General features: G+C 75.2%; 12 protein-coding genes. 6 read left to right on the top strand and 6 right to left on the bottom strand.

All coding sequences use genetic code 11. From position 1 onward, the window contains the following. Positions 1–596: 596 nt before the first annotated feature. Genes ACN28G_RS02840 through ACN28G_RS02820 form a run of 5 tightly spaced genes read right to left on the bottom strand, consistent with a single transcriptional unit; the run spans position 597 to position 6,989 of the window. Positions 597–2,048, bottom strand: a complete 1,452-nt coding sequence (locus ACN28G_RS02840; protein WP_421478333.1) for a hypothetical protein — start codon at positions 2,046–2,048, stop codon at positions 597–599. Between the two features lie 8 nt (positions 2,049–2,056). Further along, on the bottom strand, positions 2,057–3,217 hold the full coding sequence (locus ACN28G_RS02835; protein ID WP_421478332.1) for a glycosyltransferase family 4 protein: 1,161 nt from the start codon (positions 3,215–3,217) through the stop codon (positions 2,057–2,059). Between the two features lie 6 nt (positions 3,218–3,223). Next, positions 3,224–4,405 (bottom strand): glycosyltransferase, encoded by a 1,182-nt coding sequence (locus tag ACN28G_RS02830; RefSeq protein WP_421478331.1) that lies wholly within the window; start codon positions 4,403–4,405, stop codon positions 3,224–3,226. Next, the gene (locus ACN28G_RS02825; RefSeq protein ID WP_421478330.1) at positions 4,392–5,585 is read right to left on the bottom strand and encodes a glycosyltransferase; all 1,194 of its coding nucleotides are present in this window, start codon (positions 5,583–5,585) and stop codon (positions 4,392–4,394) included. The genes ACN28G_RS02830 and ACN28G_RS02825 overlap by 14 nt, the downstream gene beginning before the upstream one ends. A gap of 6 nt (positions 5,586–5,591) precedes the next feature. Continuing rightward, complete coding sequence (locus ACN28G_RS02820; protein WP_421478329.1) at positions 5,592–6,989, bottom strand: hypothetical protein; 1,398 nt, start codon at positions 6,987–6,989, stop codon at positions 5,592–5,594. Between the two features lie 755 nt (positions 6,990–7,744). Here ACN28G_RS02820 and ACN28G_RS02815 point away from each other — a divergent pair. The 6 genes from ACN28G_RS02815 to hutH all read left to right on the top strand — a co-directional run bounded on the left by ACN28G_RS02815 (position 7,745) and on the right by hutH (position 15,911). Then, positions 7,745–8,596 (top strand): MurR/RpiR family transcriptional regulator, encoded by an 852-nt coding sequence (locus ACN28G_RS02815; protein WP_421478328.1) that lies wholly within the window; start codon positions 7,745–7,747, stop codon positions 8,594–8,596. Between the two features lie 12 nt (positions 8,597–8,608). Continuing rightward, positions 8,609–10,252: a urocanate hydratase gene (hutU, locus tag ACN28G_RS02810; protein WP_421478327.1), complete on the top strand. Its 1,644-nt coding sequence runs from the start codon at positions 8,609–8,611 to the stop codon at positions 10,250–10,252. Between the two features lie 11 nt (positions 10,253–10,263). Next, positions 10,264–11,481, top strand: coding sequence for an allantoate amidohydrolase (locus ACN28G_RS02805; protein WP_421478326.1), 1,218 nt, complete (start codon positions 10,264–10,266; stop codon positions 11,479–11,481). A gap of 2 nt (positions 11,482–11,483) precedes the next feature. Further along, positions 11,484–12,947 carry a formimidoylglutamate deiminase gene (locus ACN28G_RS02800; protein WP_421480848.1) on the top strand — a complete coding sequence of 488 codons (1,464 nt, stop codon included), beginning with the start codon at positions 11,484–11,486 and terminating at the stop codon, positions 12,945–12,947. 232 nt (positions 12,948–13,179) lie between these two features. Further along, a complete protein-coding gene (gene hutI / locus ACN28G_RS02795; protein WP_421478325.1) occupies positions 13,180–14,373 on the top strand; it encodes an imidazolonepropionase in 1,194 nt (397 codons plus the stop codon). Continuing rightward, positions 14,370–15,911 carry a histidine ammonia-lyase gene (gene hutH, locus ACN28G_RS02790; RefSeq protein ID WP_421478324.1) on the top strand — a complete coding sequence of 514 codons (1,542 nt, stop codon included), beginning with the start codon at positions 14,370–14,372 and terminating at the stop codon, positions 15,909–15,911. The genes hutI and hutH overlap by 4 nt, the downstream gene beginning before the upstream one ends. Before the next feature lie 151 nt (positions 15,912–16,062). On the opposite strand, the gene ACN28G_RS02785 is transcribed toward hutH, so the two are convergent. Then, positions 16,063–18,105: a glycosyltransferase family 39 protein gene (locus ACN28G_RS02785; RefSeq protein WP_421478323.1), complete on the bottom strand. Its 2,043-nt coding sequence runs from the start codon at positions 18,103–18,105 to the stop codon at positions 16,063–16,065. Positions 18,106–18,625: the final 520 nt, after the last annotated feature.

Genomic DNA, 18,625 nt, shown 5'->3' with positions numbered 1-18,625 from the left:
GCCACCGGCGGCCGCACCTGCCCGGGTACGACCGCCGGCCGGCGCAGCAACACCCAGCCCAGCACGGCGAGCTGGGCCGGCACCGCGACCACGTCGAGCCGCAGGTCGAGCACGACGAAGACGACCCCGGCGAGCAGGGTGCCGACGGCGGTGGCCTGTGGAATCAGGTTGGCCCACCGGACGCCTCCGGTCCGGGTGGTGACCCAGAACAGCGCCTCCAACGGCAGCTGCAGCAGCACCGGGACGAGCAGCACCAGCCGGTCGACCGGGCCGGTCTGCGGGAGTGCCACCGTGGCGCAGAGGTAACCCACCACGGCCACCGGCGCGACCACCGCGGCGGTTACCCGCCACGCCCAGCTGCGCAGCTGCCAGCCGCCAGGCACCAGGCCGGCCGACAGGGGGCGGCCCAGCAGGGCCTCCATCAGCGTGTACGGGATGGCCAGCAGCGCGCCCTGCAGGGCCACCACCGCCAGCCGGCCGCTGTCCGCCCAGGACGCCAGCAGGAAGACGTAGACGCTGCCCAGTCGGGTGAGCGCCTGCACCGACACCTGCGAGCCCTGCAACCGCGCCGCGACGGCGACCAGCGGGCGCACCGGTCAGTCCCGTCGCTCGCCGGGGGCCACCGGCCGGTCCAGCCCCGGCCAGCGGGTCAGGCTCGGCCGGACCGGTCCGCCGGGCACCGGGCCGTCCAGGCGCAGCCCGTACGCCACGAACGCGGCCAGGCACAGCATCGCGCCCGGGTACTCCCACGCCTCGATCACCATCGCCGCGGCGGCCAACCCGGCCAGCACCGCCAGGTGCACCACCGTTCCGGTACGGGTGGCGGAGCGCCGCCGCAGCCGCAGCAGGCCGTAGCCGACCCCGGCGAGCAGCACGACCATCGCCCAGAGCCCGTACTGCAGGCCGACGCTGACGAACTGGTTGTCCACGAAGACCTGTGCGCTGCTGGTCACCCGGGACGTGGTGGCCGCACCGACCCCGCCGACGCCCAGCCCCCAGGGCGGCACGCCGCCACCGAGCAGCCCGGCCCAGACGTCGAAGCGTTCGAAGAGGCTCCGGGCCCCGGTGGCCCCGACGGCCACGAAACCCACCGCCACGCAGCCGACCACGCCCAGGCCCACCAGCCGGGCCCGCCGCCGCCCGGCGGCCCCACCGGAGCGGTCCAGCAGTACCGCGCCGAGCACCCCGGCGACCACCAGCAGCGCCCCGGAACGACTGGTGCTCAACGCCAGGCAGAGCACGGCGGCCACCCCACCGGCGTGCCAGGTCCGGCGGGTCGGGCGGGCGTCGCGGGTCAACCACAGGGCCACGTAGCCGAGCAGGAACGCGCCGGCCAGGATGCCCAGCTCACCGTTGAACTCGGTGAGCCCCGGTACCCGGAAGGTGTCTCCGATGTAGCGGACCGCCCGGTCCTCCTCAAAACCCCAGCGCACCAGCCGGGCCGGCCCGACCAGCAGTTCACCGACCGCCGCCACCGCGTTCGCCACCAGCAGCCAGGACAGCATGGTCAGCACGGTCTCCAGCTGGTCGCGCCGCAGCGCGGTCAGCACCACCAGCAGCAGCAACGGGACCAGGGTGAGCCGGACCCCGACCAGGGTCTGGGCCAGCCCGTGGTGTGCGACACCGATCAGGCTCCAGACGGTCAGCACCAGCAGCACCGCCCCGGCCGCCCGGAGCTGGGCGCGGCTCCACCGGCCGTGCCAGCAGGCGAGCGCGAACAGCACGCAGACCACGGCGGTGGCGGAGACGCTGAGCACGTACTCCCGGCCACCGAAGGCGGCACCGACCAGCCCTTCCAGGCCGATCATCCAGAGGCCCAGCGGGGCGTTGAGCACGACCAGCACGTACCCGAGGGCGACAAGCGTGGCGCGGCCCCTGCGGTCCCGCGCGGACGTGCCGGCCCGCACCGCAGCCGCACCGACCTGCGCCGGGACGGCAGGAGGCCCGTCGGCGGGCCGGGCGGCGGGCGGCCCGCCGGCAGCGGGGTCGGAGGTGGCGGCCTCGGCGGCGGGTGGCCCGCTGGCGGGGGTGGCGGGATCGGGGGACATGCGCCGGGTCACCTCGGGTGGCTCGTCGGTCTCGGGAGGGGGCCGGCCGACCGGTAGGCGGCCAGGACCGCGTCGACGTGCCGGTCCCAGTCGAGGTGGCGGCCGTCGGCGGCGGCCGAGGCGGCCATCGTCGCGTACTCGTCGTCGGGCATCCGGGCGGCCCGGCGCAGCAGCGCCGCCAGCTCGGCGCGGGTCCGGAAGACCCGCAGCGAGCCGTCGCCGGCCATCGGCGGGCGGGCCACCTCGCTGGCGAGCACCGGCCGTCCGGCCCGCAGCGCCTCCGCGCAGACCAGGCCGAAGGTCTCCGCACCCTGACTGGGGAAGACCAGCCAGCCGGCGGCCAGGAACGCGGCGCGCTTGCCCGCGTCGTCCAGGTAGCCGAGGTACCGCACCGAGGACGACCGGTCGGCGGCGTGGCGCACCTCGGCACGCAGCGGGCCGTCCCCGCCGACCAGGAGTGTGCCGCCCACCTCGGCGTCGACCTCCGCCCAGGCGTCCAGCAGCAGGTCCACCCCCTTGTGCCGGTCCAGCGCCCCGAGGTACAGGAAGGTGTCGCGGCGGCCCGGCGGCCAGTCGCGGGGGCCGGCCGGCGTCGGCACGGCCAGCGGCAGCAGCCGGTTGGCCGGTCGGGCTACGGGCGCGCTGCCCAGTACCCGGCGGCGGGTCCGTTCCGAGGGGAACAGCAGGGTGCTGTGCCGAAGCTGGTACAGCACCCAGCGGGACCGTAGCCGTAGCAGGGCGTCCAGGGCGGCGGAGCGGCCGAGGTTGCCGAGGGCGTTGTTGGGGTCGAGGACCGCGTGGTCGTGCACCGAGTGGCAGGTCGGCCAGGCTCGCGACAGCCGGGCCACCGGCCGGATCCCCAGCCCCTGCCAGTTGTGCAGGTGCACCACGTCGGGGTCGAAGTCACCCAGGTCGGCCGGGTCGAGGCCGGTCGGGTCGACCAGGTCGCCCAAGTGGGTGCAGAGCTTGGCCAGCCGGGGCAGCCGCCGGGCCAGCCGGGCGGAGCGGCGTTCGCCGACCGGGTGGTCCTGCGGGCACCGGGGGTCGGGGGTCCGGCTGAACACCCGTACCTGGTGGCCCCGCTCGGTGAGCGTCCGGGACAGGTCACGGACGTACCGTTCCGCGCCACCGGCGACGGCGAAGCCGGCATGCACCTGGGCGATCCGCACCCGCTGTCACCTCCCGTCCGGGGTCGCCGGTGCGGCGTCGGCGAGCAGCTCGACCAGGTGCGCGGTGGCCTCGGCCCAGCTCCGCCCGACCGGTCCGACCACCGGCGCGGGCCGGCCGGTGGGCTCGACCACCGCCGCGGGCCGGCCGGTGGGCTCGGCCACCGCTGGCGCGAGCGGGCCGGTCCTCCCGGCCACCACCGTGGGCACGGGCCGGCTGGTCGCCTCGGCCACCGCCGCCACCAGCGCCTGCGGCGTCCAGGTGAGCATCCGGGCCGCCCGGCCGCCGGTCGCCTCGTGCAGCGCCGGGTCCGGGGAGACGACCACCGGGGTACCGAGCCGCAGCGCCTCGACCGCCGGCAGGCCGTACCCCTCAAAGTGGCTCGGCATGAGCAGCGCGGCGGCCCCGGCGAGGGTGGCGGCGTACCCGTCGTCGGTGAGCCGGTCCAGCAGCACCACCCGGTCGGCGGCGGCGGACCGGGCGACGGCGGCGGTGTGGTGCGGGAACCGCTGCCCGCCGGTGAGCACCGCGAGCAGGTACCCGGGCAGCTCGGGCAGGGCCTCGACGGCGATCTCCACGCCCTTGTGCGCGGCGTGCCCGGCCACCACCAGGTACGGCCGGTCGGCGGCGGCCAGCGGGGCGGGCAACCCGCCGGTGGGCGGGTCGAGGCTGCTGCCGGGCTGCCAGAGGGCCGTCCGGTCGGCCGGCACGCCGTACAGTCCGAAGAGGTCGTGCCGGGTACGGGCGCTGACGCAGAGCAGGCGGGCGGAGCGGCCGATCGCGGTGGCGTAGCTGACCCGCCGGTACTGCCGGACCGGGGCGGAGAGGCCGTGCGGCCAGAGCCGGAACGCCAGGTCGTGCAGGACGGTGGTGACCGGCAGCCGGCTGCCCCGGACCGCCAGCGACGGGCTCAACGACAGCACCCGGGTCGTCCCGTCGGCCCGGCCGGTGGCCGCGCGCAGGCCGGCCGTGGCCGCCGCGATCGTCCGGGCCCGGCCGCCGCCCTGGTGGCTGAGCACCTCCACCGTGACGCCCGGCCCGGTCGCCGGGGCCGACCAGCCCGGCGGCGCGGCCACCACCCGCAGCCGGTGCGGGCCGGGCCAGTGCCGGACGATCTCGGTGAGGACCCGGGTGATCCCGCCGTCGCCGACGCCGCTGCACTCGACGACGGTGGTGTCAACGGCAGGCATCGGCCACCCAGCCGGCCATCCGGGTCGCGAACCGGTCCGCACCGAAGGCGGTGGCGTGCCGGCGTACCCGGTCGGCGGAGAGGTCACCGACGCGGCGCACCGCAGCGGCGTGCCGGGCCGGCTCCCGGGAGTCCACCAGGAAGCCCGTCTCGCCGTCGACCACGGTCTCCAGCAGGCCCCCGGCGCGCAGCCCGACCACCGGCGTGCCGCAGGCCTGCGCCTCGACCGGGATGATGCCGAAATCCTCGTGGGCGGGGAAGAGCAACGCGCGGGCACCCCAGTACAGCTCCCGCAGCCGCGCCCGGTCCGGCCGCGACTCGAACGTCACCGGTACGTCCACCGTGGCCGCCAGCCGACGCAACCGGGCCTCCTCCGGGCCGCCCCCGGCGAGCACCAGCGGCAGGCCCGCATCGGCGGCGATCGCGATCATCAGGTCGAAGTTCTTGTACGGGATCCACCGACCCACCCCGAGCAGGTGATCCCGGGGCTGGTCGCGCTGCGCCGGCGGCGCGGCGGCGAAGAAGTCCACGTCGACCGGCGGGTGGACGACCACCGCGTCCCGCCGCCAGTACCGGCGGATCCGGTCACGCACCTCCACCGAGTTCGCCGCGTAGGCGTGCACGTGCCGGCTGAACCGGACATCCGCCGCCCGCAGCACCCGCCGGGGCCCGCCGAGCAGCCGGCCCGCGCCCCGTCCGTCGAAGTCGGGGCTCCACAGGTACCGGGCGGGCGAGTGGACGTAGCTGAGGTGCCGGGTCTGCTCGGGCGGGCCGAAGCGGGCCGTGTGCCCGAAGGCGTGACTGGACGAGAGCACCACCTCGTAGCCGCCGGGCCGGCCGAGATGCCAGGCGAACGGCAGGAACGGCAACGCCAGCGCCTTGCTGCGCCGCAGCGGCGTACGGGCCAACCACGACTCGCGCAGCCGCAGCCGGTCCCGGGGCACGTCCGGCTCGGCCCAGAGCACGTACCGGTCGGCGTGCGGCAGCAGGTCACCGAGGGCGAGGAAGACGTTCTCCGAGCCCCCGGCGGCGCTGAACCACTCGTGCACCAGGGCCACCGGCCGCCCGGCCAGCAGCGGGGTGCCGCTGTTGGCCGGCGACCCGCCGGCACGCTCGGCGGAAGCGGAAGCACCGGCAGGCTCGGCGGACGACGCGGGGGTGGCGCGGTCGGTCGACGTCATCGTGGCTCAGCTGGTCCGCCGCCACAGGTCCCGCAGGGCGTCCCAGTTGCCCCCGAGCCCGGCCTCGCAGAGCGTCTCCAGGTAGAGCGCGCCGAGCCCCTCGTCACGGTCCCACCACAGGCCACAAATGGTCCGCTCGTCCTCGCCCTTGAAGGCGTACTCGATGTAGCTGCCGCCGGCGCCGGTGACCCCGCCGGTGGTCCGGGTGGCCTCGCGCAGGCCCGGGGCCAGCGAGCCACCGGCCAGGTTCAGCTGCTGGCGGTAGGCCCGCGCCGCGTTCCGGGCCTCGACCGACTCGAAGAGTCCGAAGTGCAGCGAGAGCCCGCCGTACCGGCAGAAGACGTGGCGTTGCTCGTCCGCCGGCAGCTTGGGGCCGCCGACCTCGGTGTCCACCGCGCAGCCGCCCATCCGGGCCAGCCACGGCTCGGCCAGCGGCGCGAGGTCACCGTCGAACTTGGTCCGGTTGATGGCGAGCTGGTTCGCCGCGAAGGCGTCCGGGGCGGTCGCCGACGGGGCCGGCCGGGCCTCGGAGCCGGCACCGTCGAGGCTGCGTCCGACCAGGACCCCGCCCGCGGCGGCGAGCACCGCCGCCAGCGCCACGACGGCGATCCACCGACCGGTACGGCTGGGCGGGGCCGGGGGGACCGGTGCGATCCGCCGCCCCGGCGCGCTGAACGAGTCCGGCGGCGCGGAGCTGATCCCGGTGGCCTCGGCCGGCGAGACCGGCTGACCTGAGACCGGCTGGGGCGACGTCGCCCACGGCGGCTGTGGTGCCCCGGAGACCGGCTGACCTGCCCCGTACACGGGCCCGGGTGAGCCGGAGACCGGCTGGGGTGATCCGGAGACGGGGGTCGGTGCAGCGGAGACCGGCTGGGCGTGCACGGCACCGGAGACGGGCTGGGGTGATCCGGAGACCTGCTGGGCGACCGCAGCGCCGGAGACCCGCTGGGTTTGCGCGGCGACCGGGGTGGGCCCGCCGGAGACCGGCTCGGCCGGGCTGCCGACCGGCTGGGCCGGCACGGCGGTCGAACCGGGCCCTACGGTCGAACCGGGTCCGACGGTCGAACCGGGTCCGACGGTCGAGCCGGGCCGGGTGGCCGGCTGGTAGTCCATGCCGAGGCTGTGGAAGAGCCGCTGCGGCGCGGCGCCGGCCGCTGCCGGGTACGCCACCCAGGGTTGGGCCGCGTAGAAGTCGGCCCGAACGTACTGGTGGCCGCCGGCCGTGTGGCCGAGGGTGGTCGCCGCGTTCGCGAACGCCTCCCGCCAGCCCTGGTCGGCCGCCGCCGGACCCTCCAGCACCACCACGGTCACCGGTTGCCCCTGCTGGTCCACTGCGGACCAGGCCCGGCCGACCGGACACTCCCCCACCGCCTCGGTGAACCTGTACGGAACGTCCGGCTGCATGCCCACTCCTCCTGCTCGCCCCCGCCGTGCGGATAGTACAGAGCGCAGACCCACCGTCGATGACTTCGGGCCGCAGGCCGGCGGCGTGGCGGTCGGCCCGGAGGCCGTCGGCGGTCAGCCGGGCTGCGGTGGATCGTCGGGGTCCGGTGCGGGCGCCACTGCCGACGAACACCAAAAGCCATCAAACAATCGCGCCAGCAACTACAGGTTGAGGCGATCAACCGCCATAGGACAGGTACACGACAGACCACCCAAAGCGGTCGTACGGGAAAGTGGTACGTCGCGTGCGACTACGCACCGACCAGGGACACCAGTTCGGTCACCGCCTTGCTCATCGCCCGTCACCGCCGCCCGGAAAGCGACTGGACGATGTCACGGCGTACCGCTGCCGCCCGGGCCAGCCGGCACCCCCTCTCGAAGGTCAAGCAGCAGACAGATGGCCTCACCATGGCCGCGCACGATCCGCATACCGCTTTGGGGAGGTCTGTGGTCGCCATGGCGACCACAGACCTCCCCAAAGCTTGCGACGGGCCCGAATGCGATCACCGATCGACGGGTCGGCAGGCGTGGGGCGACGAGACATCAGTGGGGCTCCGCGGTGGAGAGCTGATCGGGACCCCCGGTTGGCCAGCCGCCACAACGGACGGCACACCCGAGCCGCACGCACGCGTCCACCTGACGCACCCACCCCCCAGTTGATGCCAGGACGGCCCGACCACTTGCCGGGTGAAAGTTTTCATGCATAGAGTCTCGGCATGAATGACGGAGCCGTCAGCGCGACCACCGAGCGGGTCCTCGGCCTGTTCGAGGGGGTCCGGCTCACCCCCACCCAGCGGCGCATCGCGCACTGCCTGGTCCAGCACGCCCCGTCGGTCGGCTACCTGTCGGCCGCCGAGGTCGCCGAGCTGGCCGGGGTCAGCCAGCCCTCGGTGACCCGGTTCGCCACCGCCCTCGGCCACGACGGGTACCCGGCGCTGCGTCGCCGGCTGCGCGAGCTGACCGCAGGCCCGACCGGCCGGCCCGGTGGGACCGGCAACCAACTGCAACAGGCGGTACGCGCCGAGATCGGCAACCTGGACCGGCTCGCCGGCCAACTCGCCGACCCCGACCGGATCGCCGAGGCCGGTCGGCTGCTCGCCGCCAGCCGGCCCCTGCCGGTGCTGGGCCTGCGGGCCGCCGCGCCGCTGGCGGCGTACTTCGCCTACTTCGCCGCCAAGGTGCACCCGGACGTGCGGGTGCTCGACACCGGCGGCAGCCTGCTCACCGACCGGCTGGAACGGGCCGCCGACGCCGGGGCGAGCGCCCTGCTGGCGCTGGTCCTGCCGCGATACCCCAGGGAGACCTTCGAGGCGCTTCGCGAGGCCCGGTCGGCCGGCCTGACCATCGTGGCGGTCACCGACTCCCCGGTCAGCCCCGCCACCGACCACGCCGACCTGGTGCTGCCCGCCGGGGTCGGCACCGGACTCGTCTTCGACCTGCACACCGCCCCGATGACCCTGGCCATGGTGCTGCTCCAGGCGCTCTGCGACGCCGCACCGGCCGAGACCCAACGCCGGCTGGAGGCGTTCGAGGTCTCCGCCGCCCGCCGCCAGTTGTTCGTCAGCTGAGAGGAGCCCGACATGCCCGAGCCCGTCCGCGCCGCGCGTGGCAGCACGCGTACCGCCCGGGGGTGGCCGCAGGAGGCCGCGCTGCGGATGCTGATGAACAACCTCGACCCCGAGGTGGCCGAACGCCCCGACGACCTGGTCGTGTACGGCGGCACCGGGCGGGCGGCCCGGGACTGGCCGTCCTACCACGCCCTGGTGCGGACGCTGACCGGGCTGCGCGACGACGAGACGATGCTGGTCCAGTCCGGCCGGCCGGTGGGCGTGCTGCGCACCCACGAGTGGGCGCCCCGGGTGCTGCTGGCCAACTCCAACCTGGTCGGTGACTGGGCCACCTGGCCGGAGTTCCGCCGGCTGGAGTCGCTCGGGTTGACCATGTACGGGCAGATGACCGCCGGATCGTGGATCTACATCGGCACCCAGGGCATCCTGCAGGGCACCTACGAGACGTTCGCCGCGGTAGCCGCGAAGCTGACCGGAGACGGGCCGGCCGGCTCGCTGGCCGGCACGCTGACGCTGACCGCCGGCTGCGGCGGGATGGGCGGGGCCCAGCCCCTCGCGGTCACCATGAACGGTGGCGTCTGCCTGATCGTCGACGTCGACCGGAGCCGGCTGGACCGCCGGGTACGCGACCGGTACCTCGACGAGGTCGCCGACTCCCTCGACGACGCGGTGGCGCGGGCGTCGGCCGCGAGACGGGACCGCCGGGCGCTCAGCGTCGGCGTGGTCGGCAACGCGGCCACCGTCTTCCCCGAGCTGCTGCGCCGAGGCGTGGAGATCGACATCGTCACCGACCAGACCAGCGCCCACGACCCGCTGTCGTACCTGCCGGAGGGAGTGGAGCTTGCCGACGCCCGGGACCTCGCCGCGGCCGACCCGACCGGGTACACCGACCGGGCGCGGGCCTCGATGGCGAAACACGTCGAGGCGATGGTCGGCTTCCTCGACGCCGGCGCCGAGGTCTTCGACTACGGCAACTCGATCCGGGGCGAGGCGCAGCTCGGCGGGTACCAGCGGGCCTTCGACTTTCCCGGCTTCGTGCCAGCGTACATCCGGCCGTTGTTCTGCGAGGGCAAGGGGCCGTTCCGGTGGGCGGCGCTCTCCGGGGATCCGGCCGACATCGCCGCCACCGACCGGGCGGTGCTGGAGTTGTTTCCGGAGAACGAGTCCCTGGCCCGGTGGATCCGGCTGGCCGGAGAGCGGGTCGCGTTCCAGGGGCTGCCCGCCCGGATCTGCTGGCTGGGCTACGGCGAACGGGACCGGGCGGGGGTGCGCTTCAACGAGATGGTCGCCTCGGGTGAACTCTCCGCGCCGGTGGTCATCGGCCGCGACCACCTGGACTGCGGCAGCGTGGCCAGCCCGTACCGGGAGACCGAGGCGATGGCCGACGGCTCCGACGCGATCGCCGACTGGCCGCTGCTCAACGCCCTGGTCAACACCGCAAGCGGGGCGTCCTGGGTCTCCCTGCACCACGGCGGCGGGGTAGGCATCGGCCGGTCCCTGCACGCCGGGCAGGTCTGCGTCGCCGACGGCACCGCGCTGGCCGGCCAGAAGATCGAACGGGTACTCACCAACGACCCGGCGATGGGCGTGATCCGCCACGTCGACGCCGGCTACCCGGCCCCCCACCCCGACGTCCGCATCCCCATGGCGGAGTAAGGAAGGGCCCCTTGTTATCGCATTCTGTTGTGGAAGGGTCCCTTCCTTACAGGTTCCGTGTGTTGTGGGACGAGATCGCGGCGATCGGGCGGGACCCGGGCAGCGGCGGGTACCTGCGGTACGCCCTCGGCGCGGCCGAGCTGGCGTTGCGGGACTGGTTCCGAGAGCAGGCCCGGCGGCGGGGGCTGGCGGTCACCGAGGACGGCAACGGCAACCTGCTCGCCCGCTGGGGTGACCCGGACGCCGCCGACGCGGTGCTCGTTGGCAGCCACTTCGACTCGGTGCCGCACGGCGGCGGGTACGACGGTCCGCTCGGCATCGTCAGCGCGTTCCTCGCCGTCGACGAGCTGCGCGCCGCCGGGGTCACCCCCACCCGGCCGGTGGTGGTGGCCGCCTTCGTCGAGGAGGAGGGGGCCCGGTTCGGCGTACCGTGTCTGGGGTCGAGGCTGCTCACCGGGGCGATCGAGGTCGACCGCGCGGCCGGGCTGCGCGACGCGGCCGGGGTGAGCTTCGCCGAGGCGCTGGGCCAAACGCCGGTCGGGGCCCGACCCGACCTGCTGGCCGGCTTCTCGTCCTTCGTGGAGCTGCACGTGGAGCAGGGCCGGGCGCTCGTCGAGCGGGACGCGCCGGTCGCGGTCGCCGAGGCGATCTGGCCGCACGGCCGGTGGCGCTTCGACGTCCACGGCGAGGCCAACCACGCCGGTACGACCCGGATGGCCGACCGCCGCGACCCGATGCTCACCTACGCGTTCACCGTGCTCGCGGCGAACAAGGAGGCCCGGCTGCGCGGCGCGCACGCCACCGTCGGCCGGGTCCGGGTCGAGCCGAACGCCACCAACGCCGTCCCGTCGACGGTGACCGGCTGGTTGGACGCCCGCGCCGCCGACCAGGAGACCCTGGACGCGCTGGTCGAGGCGGTCGCCGCCAAGGCCGCCGAGCGGGCCCGCCGCGACGGCACCGAGGTACGGGTGACCGAGGAGTCGGCCACCCCGCTGGTCACCTTCGACGACCGCCTGGGTACCCGACTGGCCCGGCTGCTGGCCGCCCCGGTGCTGCCCACCGCGGCCGGCCACGACGCCGGGGTGCTCGCCGGGCACCTGCCCACGGCGATGCTCTTCGTCCGCAACCCGACCGGGGTGTCCCACTCCCCGGCCGAGACCGCCACCGACGCCGACTGCGCCGCCGGGGTCACCGCCCTGGCCCGGGTCCTGACGGAGCTGACCCGATGACCGTGACCCGCTGGCTCGCCGAGTACGCCTGGCTGCCCGACCGGGCCGAACCCACCCCCGACGTGCTGATCGAGACCGCCGACGGCCGGATCACCGGGGTCACCCGGCTGACCGGCGACGGCGGCCTGACCACCGGGGTCGAGGTGTACGCCGACGCGGTCCGACTGCCCGGGCTCACCCTGCCGGGGCTGGCCGACACCCACTCGCACGCCTTCCACCGGGCGCTGCGCGGGCGTACCCACGGTGGCCGGGGTGACTTCTGGACCTGGCGCGACCAGATGTACGCGGTGGCCGCCCGCCTCGACCCGGAGCGCTACCTGGCGCTGGCCCGGGCGGTCTACGCCGAGCTGGCGCTGGCCGGGATCACCTGCGTGGGCGAGTTCCACTACCTGCACCACGGCCCGGACGGCACCCCGTACGCCGATCCGAACGCGATGGGCACGGCGCTTGTCGAGGCCGCCGCGCAGGCCGGCATCCGGATCACCCTGCTGGACGCCTGCTACCTGACCGCCGACGTCGACGGGGCACCGCTGGCCGGGGTGCAGCGCCGGTTCGGCGACGGCGACGCCGACCGCTGGGCCGCCCGTCTCTCGACCCACCCGCTGGCCACCCGCACCACCGCGCCCCCCGACGCCGCCGGTCCGGCCGGGGCCGCTGCCGGTGACGGACCCGGTCCGGCCGGGTCAGCCGCCGGTGACGGACCCGGTCCGGCCGGGTCAGCCGGGCACGCCCGGCTGGGGGCGGCGGTGCACTCGGTACGGGCGGTGCCGGCCGCACAGCTCGGCACGGTCGCGACCTGGGCCCGCGAACGGGGCGCGCCGCTGCACGTGCACCTCTCCGAGCAGCCGGCCGAGAACGACGCCTGCCGGGCGGTGCACGGGCTGACCCCGACCGGGTTGCTGGCCCGGCACGGGGTGCTCGGACCCACCGTGACCGCCGTCCACGCCACCCACCTGACCAGCGGTGACCTGACCCTGCTCGGCGAGTCCGGCACCGGCGTCTGCCTCTGCCCCACCACCGAACGGGACCTGGCCGACGGGATCGGACCGGTCAGCCGGATGGTCGACGCCGGCATCACGCTGAGCCTGGGCAGTGACAGCCACGCGGTCGTCGACCCGTTCGAGGAGGCCCGGGCGATGGAGCTGGACGAGCGGCTGCGGACCCGCCGTCGGGGCCACTTCCCGGCCGCCGCGCTGCTGCGGGCGGCCAGCGCCGCCGGGCACGCCGCGCTGGGCTGGACCGACGCCGGGCAGATCGCCGTGGGCAGGCGCGCCGACCTGGTCACGGTCAGTTTGGACAGCGTCCGTACCGCCGGCGTACCCCCGGTCGGGGTGTTCTTCGCCGCGGGCGCGGCGGACGTCACCCACGTGCTTGTCGACGGCCGGCCGGTGGTCGCCGACGGCCGCCACCTGCACGTCGACGTGCCGCGCGAGCTCTCCGCCGCCATCGCCGAGGTGACCGGATGACCGCGGGTACGCCGGCCCGGCCGGCCGCGAACAGGCCGGCCCCGCCGGCCACCGGGACCGGGCCGGCCCGCAGAGCGACCGGGACCGGGCCGGCCCGCAGAGCGACCGGGACCAGGCCGGCCCGCAGAGCGACCGGGACCAGGCCGGCCCGCAGAGCGACCGGGCCCGGGCCGGCCCGCAGAGCGACCGGGCCCGTCGGCCCGGGCCGGGCGACGGGCGAGGGGGGCGGGCGATGAGCAGCCTGCTGGTCGACCGGATCGGTGAGCTGGTCACCAACGTGGCCGACAGCGGTACCGGTGGCCCACTCGGCATCCGCCGGAACGCGGCGCTGCTGGTCGAGGCGGGCCGGGTGGTCTGGATCGGGCCGGCCCGGGACGCGCCCGCCGCCGACCACCGGATCGACGCCGAGGGGGCCGCCGTGCTGCCCGGCTTCGTGGACAGCCACGCGCACCTGGTCTTCGCCGGGGACCGGGCCGTCGAGTTCGCCGCCCGGATGGCCGGCCGCCCGTACACCGGCGGCGGCATCCGGACCACCGTGGGCGCGACCCGGGCGGCCGGCGACGACGAACTCCGGGCCACCGTGCGCCGGCTGCGCGCGGAGGCGCTGCGCCAGGGCACCACCACCATCGAGATCAAGAGTGGGTACGGCCTCACGGTCGCCGACGAGGTCCGGTCGCTGCGCATCGCCGGCGAGGTGACCGGGGAGACCACCTTCCTCGGCGCACACGTGGTCCCCACCGAGTACGCCGACCGCCCGGACGACTACGTCGGGCTGGTGTGCGGGCCGATGCTGCGCGCCGCCGCGCCGTACGCCCGCTGGATCGACGTGTTCTGCGAGCGGGGCGCCTTCGACGCCGACCACGCCCGGGCGATCCTCACCTGCGGGCAGGCCGCCGGGCTGGGCGTCCGGCTGCACGCCAACCAGCTCGGCCCCGGACCCGGGGTACGGCTCGGGGTGGAGCTGGGCGCGGCCAGCGTCGACCACTGCACCCACCTGACCGACGCCGACGTCGACGCGCTCGCCTCGACCGCCGGGCCGGACCGCACCGGCACCACCACCGTGGCGACCCTGCTGCCGGGGGCCGAGTTCTCCACCCGGTCGCCCTACCCGGACGCCCGGCGGCTGCTCGACGCGGGGATCACCGTCGCGTTGGCCACCGACTGCAACCCCGGCTCGTCGTACACCTCGTCGATGCCGTTCTGCATGGCGCTGGCCGTACGCGAGATGGGCATGACCCCGGCGGAGGCGGTGTGGGCGGCGACCGCCGGTGGCGCGCGGGCGCTGCGCCGCACCGACGTCGGGGTGCTGCGCCCCGGCGCCCGGGCCGACCTGATGATCCTCGACGCCCCCTCGCACCTGCACCTGGCCTACCGGCCCGGTGTCCCGTTGGTCCGCCAGGTCCTGCACGACGGAGTCCCACGATGAACACGCACGTCACCATCCACCCCACCGGAGTCTCGGCCGCCGACGTGCTCGCCGTGGCCCGCGGCGACGCCACGGTGGTCCTCGATCCGGCCACGACCGCCGCGATGGCGACCAGCCGGGCCATCGTGGACGGCATCGAGGCCGCCGGCCGCCCGGTGTACGGGGTCTCCACCGGCTTCGGCGCGCTGGCGAACACCTTCGTCGCCCCGCAACGCCGGGCCGAGCTGCAGCACGCGCTGATCCGCTCACATGCCGCCGGGGTGGGCGCGCCGATGCCGCGCGAGGTGGTCCGGGCGATGATGCTGCTGCGGGTACGGTCGCTGGCGCTGGGCCGCTCCGGGGTCCGACCGCTGGTCGCCGAGGCCCTGGTCGACCTGCTCAACCACGGGATCACCCCGTGGGTGCCGGAGCACGGCTCGCTCGGGGCCTCCGGCGACCTGGCCCCGTTGGCGCACTGCGCGCTGGCGCTGCTCGGCGAGGGCTGGGTGCTCGGTCCGGCAGGTGAACGGATCGACGCCGCCGATGCGCTGCGCGCCGCCGGGCTCGCCCCGGTCGAGCTGGCCGCCAAGGAGGGGCTGGCGCTGATCAACGGCACCGACGGGATGCTCGGCATGCTGCTGCTGGCCGGCCACGACGCGGCGCACCTGTTCACCATGGCCGACGTCACCGCCGCCCTGGCCGTCGAGGCGATGCTCGGTTCGGAGCGGCCTTTCCTGCCGGAGCTGCACGCCATCCGACCGCATCCCGGGCAGGCGGTCTCGGCGGCGAACATCCACCGGCTGCTGCAGGACTCCCGGGTGATGGACTCGCACCGCGACGACCTGGCGCACGCCGTGCAGGACGCGTACTCGATGCGGTGTGCGCCGCAGGTGGCCGGGGCGGCCCGGGACACCCTGGACTTCGTCCGTACGGTGGCCGACCGGGAGCTGCGCTCCGTGGTGGACAACCCGGTGGTGCTGCCGGAGGGCCGGGTCGAGTCGACCGGGAACTTCCACGGTGCGCCGCTCGGCTTCGCCGCCGACTACCTGGCCATCGCCGCCGCCGAGGTGGGGGCGATCGCCGAGCGGCGGGTGGACCGGCTGCTGGACGTGACCCGCAACCGGGACCTGCCGGCGTTCCTCTCCCCCGACGCCGGGGTGAACTCCGGGCTGATGATCGCCCAGTACACCGCCGCCGGCATCGTCGCGGAGAACCGGCGGCTGGCCGCTCCCGCCTCGGTCGACTCGCTGCCCACCAGCGGCATGCAGGAGGACCACGTCTCGATGGGCTGGGCGGCGACCAAGAAGCTGCGGACCGTGCTGGACAACCTGACCAGCCTGCTCGCGGTCGAGCTGCTGGCCGCCGTACGCGGTCTGCAACTGCGCGCCCCGCTGGCCCCGTCGCCGGCCGGGCGGGCGGCGCTGGCCGCGCTCGGCGGGGTGCTGGGCGAGCCGGGCCCGGACGTCTTCCTCGCCCCGCTACTGGAGGCGGCCCGGCAGGTGGTACGCGGTCCCGACCTGCGGGCCGCCATCGAGCGGGAAGTCGGGACGCTGGATTGAGTCTTTCCTTCGGCGGCGTCGGCCCGAAGGCCAACTGCGGACGTCGAGGCAGCACCGAGCCAGCGCACCATCACCGCCGCTCGCACCGGGACGACGGTGGGGCGTCCCGCCAGCACCGACGGGGCGGGCCCTCGTAGGGACGCCGGGCCGGTCAACGGGCCTGCCAGAGGGAGACCGTCACGTTGGTCAGCTCGACGATCCGGATCGGGGCGAACTCCTCGCGCATCGGCCCAGCCAGTGACGGATGCATGGCGTCCCGTGGGTCCTCCGTCCGTGACGTGCTGATCAGCCAGAGCCGCTGCACCGACGACAGGCAGTTGTTGGCGTTGCGACACTGTCGGGGGTAGGTGGGTCTGGCCCCCGGGTTGGCGGTGAAGACGGTGGGTGGGCTCTTCCGCCCGACCCGGTGGAAGTGGTAGTCCAACCCCTCCTGCATCCGGTTGGGAAACCGGGAGTTGATCGCCAACCGGTCACCGGCGGCGATCTCGGCGGCGATCACCCGGACCGCTCCCCGAAGGTCCGGCTCCCCCTCCACCACGATCTGCCGCTCCTGACCGTGGGCGGGTAGGCCGAAGGCCACACAGAGCACGACCAGCGCCGCCGGGGCGAGGTACCGGAGACGACGGGACGGCTGCGCCGACCGGGCCGGCTGGTCCGGCCAGTCCGGCTCAGCCGACCAGGGCGACTCGGCCGACCAGGGCGACTCGGCCGACGTGGCCGACGTGACCGAGGCGGCCGACGTGGCCGAGGTGGCCGACGTGGCCGACGTGGCCGACGAGGCCGAGGTGGCCGACCAGGGTGGCTCGGCCGACCGGCCCGGCCTGGCCGACCAGGGCGACTCGACCGACCGGGCCGCGGCGACGGAACGGGCGACCGCCGCGACCGCCAGCAGGGCCCAGGCCGGCAGCGTGAACAGCACGTACCGGTGCAGGAGCAGGGCCGTCAGCGGGGAGATGAGCAGCAGCACGAGGAAGGGGCCCACGGCCCAGGTGCCGAGCAGCAGACCCGCCCGGCCCAGCAGCGCGCAGCCGAGCAGGGCCAGCCCGATCAGCAGCGCGCCGACCGGAACGCTGCCGGTGACCTCGGCGATCTCGTCGATGGTGCTCTCCCAGGTGGCCGGCTGGATCCAGGAGACCTGCCCGGCCTGACTGGAGCCGAGCCAGACCAGCGGCAGCACCGGCAGCAGACCGAGCGAGGCTGCCAGCGCCCACGGGCCGAGGCCGGCCCCGCCCTGGCGCCGACCCAGCAGGTAGGCGAGATGGGGCAGCAGCACCAGGAGCGCGACCAGGTGCAACAGACCGATCAGGACCACCGTCAGGGCGTACCCGAGCCAGCGCAACCACGACGGCCGCTCGACCGCCCGGAGGAACAGCAGGGTCGCCAACACGGCGGCGGCGGTGGCCAGCGCGTAGGGCCGCGCCTCCTGGCCGAAACGGGAGACGGTCGGCAGGACCGCGACGATCAACCCCGCGCAGAGCCCCACCGGTACGTCGAACAGCTTCCGGCCGATCATCGCGGTCAGCGCGGCGGTGGCCGCCATCCCCAGCACCGAGGGCAGCCGCAGGGCCACCGGCGAGTCGCCGAACACCGCGAGCCAGCCGTGCATCAGCAGGTAGTAGGGCGCGATGACGACGTCGCTCTTCTCGATCATCCGCTGCAGGTCGGCGACGGACATGGTGGACGCCAACCAGGTGGAGACCTCGTCCCGCCAGAGTTGGCGACGGTCGATGTCGTAGAGCACGACGAGCAGGGCCACCACGGCGGGGACCAGCGGCACCGCCCAGCGGGCCAGCCGGTCGGCCCTGGTCACGGGGGTCCCTTCGGCCGGCACCTGCGACGCCCCGTCGCTCTTCGACACCGTCAGGGACCGGCCGGCCCGCAGCGCCAACGACCGACCGGCCCGGCCGGCCACCGGAGTGGTGACCTGATCGGCCGCCGCGTCGCCGGGCCGGCCGGCCGCCGGGCCGCTGGACTGGCCGGCCGCCGGGCCGCTGGACTGGCCGGCCGCCGGGCCGCTGGACTGGCCGGTCGGCGGAGCGCTGGAATGGCCGGTCGGCGGCACGGACTGGTCCGCCGTCGGAGCGGTGGGCTGGCCGATCGGTTGGTCCGCCGTCGGGGCGGCGGGATGGCCGGTCGGTTGGTCCGCCGCCGGAGCGGCGGGATGGCCGGTCGTCGGGGCGGGCTGGTTCCCCATCGGGGCGGCTGTCCCGTCGGAGTCGCGGCTCTGATGTGGACGGTCGGCGGAGGCCGGGTCAACCATCTCTGCTGCACCTCGAAAGCTCAGGCGGGACACCCACCGCCGGATCATCGGACGAGCAGGCACACCTCGGACGCGTCAGCAAAGACCACTGTGGACGTCCTGGTTTGCCGCAGTGACAGCAGGCTACCGCGTGAACGCACTACGTGGGGGGCAGTGGGCCGCCTGACCTTTCGAGTCGATCTCCGATGAACGATCCTGGAAGAACACACACCTCCGGGGCCCCAAGTCGCCCCTTCTGGCGCAGACACCTCGCAACCGCAATAACGGCACAAAGCGGCCCATCCCCCCACCAACCCCCACCACCCCCCGCCCCGCCGAAGCGACCCCCGGAAGTGAATCTTGGACACTTACCGTTCTATTTGGACGGTAAGTGTCCAAGATCTACACCCCGCTCGGGTACGGAGAGGGCGAGGTGCCTCGGCCGCGCAGGAGGGGGCGGTGAGCGGGGGCGTGA

The organism is Micromonospora sp. WMMA1923, assembly GCF_049179195.1.
Lineage (GTDB): Bacteria > Actinomycetota > Actinomycetes > Mycobacteriales > Micromonosporaceae > Micromonospora > Micromonospora yangpuensis.
Note: the sequence above shows the minus strand (reverse complement) of the source record. Positions and strands in the feature narration are given on the sequence as shown.

Excerpts from the sequence above, each read along its gene's own strand:
- ACN28G_RS02785 (WP_421478323.1), bottom strand. The coding sequence starts at position 18,105 with ATGGGGAACCAGCCCGCCCCGACGACCGGCCATCCCGCCGCTCCGGCG.
- hutI (WP_421478325.1), top strand. The coding sequence starts at position 13,180 with ATGAGCAGCCTGCTGGTCGACCGGATCGGTGAGCTGGTCACCAACGTG.
- ACN28G_RS02830 (WP_421478331.1), bottom strand. The coding sequence starts at position 4,405 with ATGCCTGCCGTTGACACCACCGTCGTCGAGTGCAGCGGCGTCGGCGAC.
- hutU (WP_421478327.1), top strand. The coding sequence starts at position 8,609 with ATGCCCGAGCCCGTCCGCGCCGCGCGTGGCAGCACGCGTACCGCCCGG.
- hutH (WP_421478324.1), top strand. The coding sequence starts at position 14,370 with ATGAACACGCACGTCACCATCCACCCCACCGGAGTCTCGGCCGCCGAC.
- ACN28G_RS02825 (WP_421478330.1), bottom strand. The coding sequence starts at position 5,585 with ATGACGTCGACCGACCGCGCCACCCCCGCGTCGTCCGCCGAGCCTGCC.
- ACN28G_RS02840 (WP_421478333.1), bottom strand. The coding sequence starts at position 2,048 with ATGTCCCCCGATCCCGCCACCCCCGCCAGCGGGCCACCCGCCGCCGAG.
- ACN28G_RS02815 (WP_421478328.1), top strand. The coding sequence starts at position 7,745 with ATGAATGACGGAGCCGTCAGCGCGACCACCGAGCGGGTCCTCGGCCTG.
- ACN28G_RS02820 (WP_421478329.1), bottom strand. The coding sequence starts at position 6,989 with ATGCAGCCGGACGTTCCGTACAGGTTCACCGAGGCGGTGGGGGAGTGT.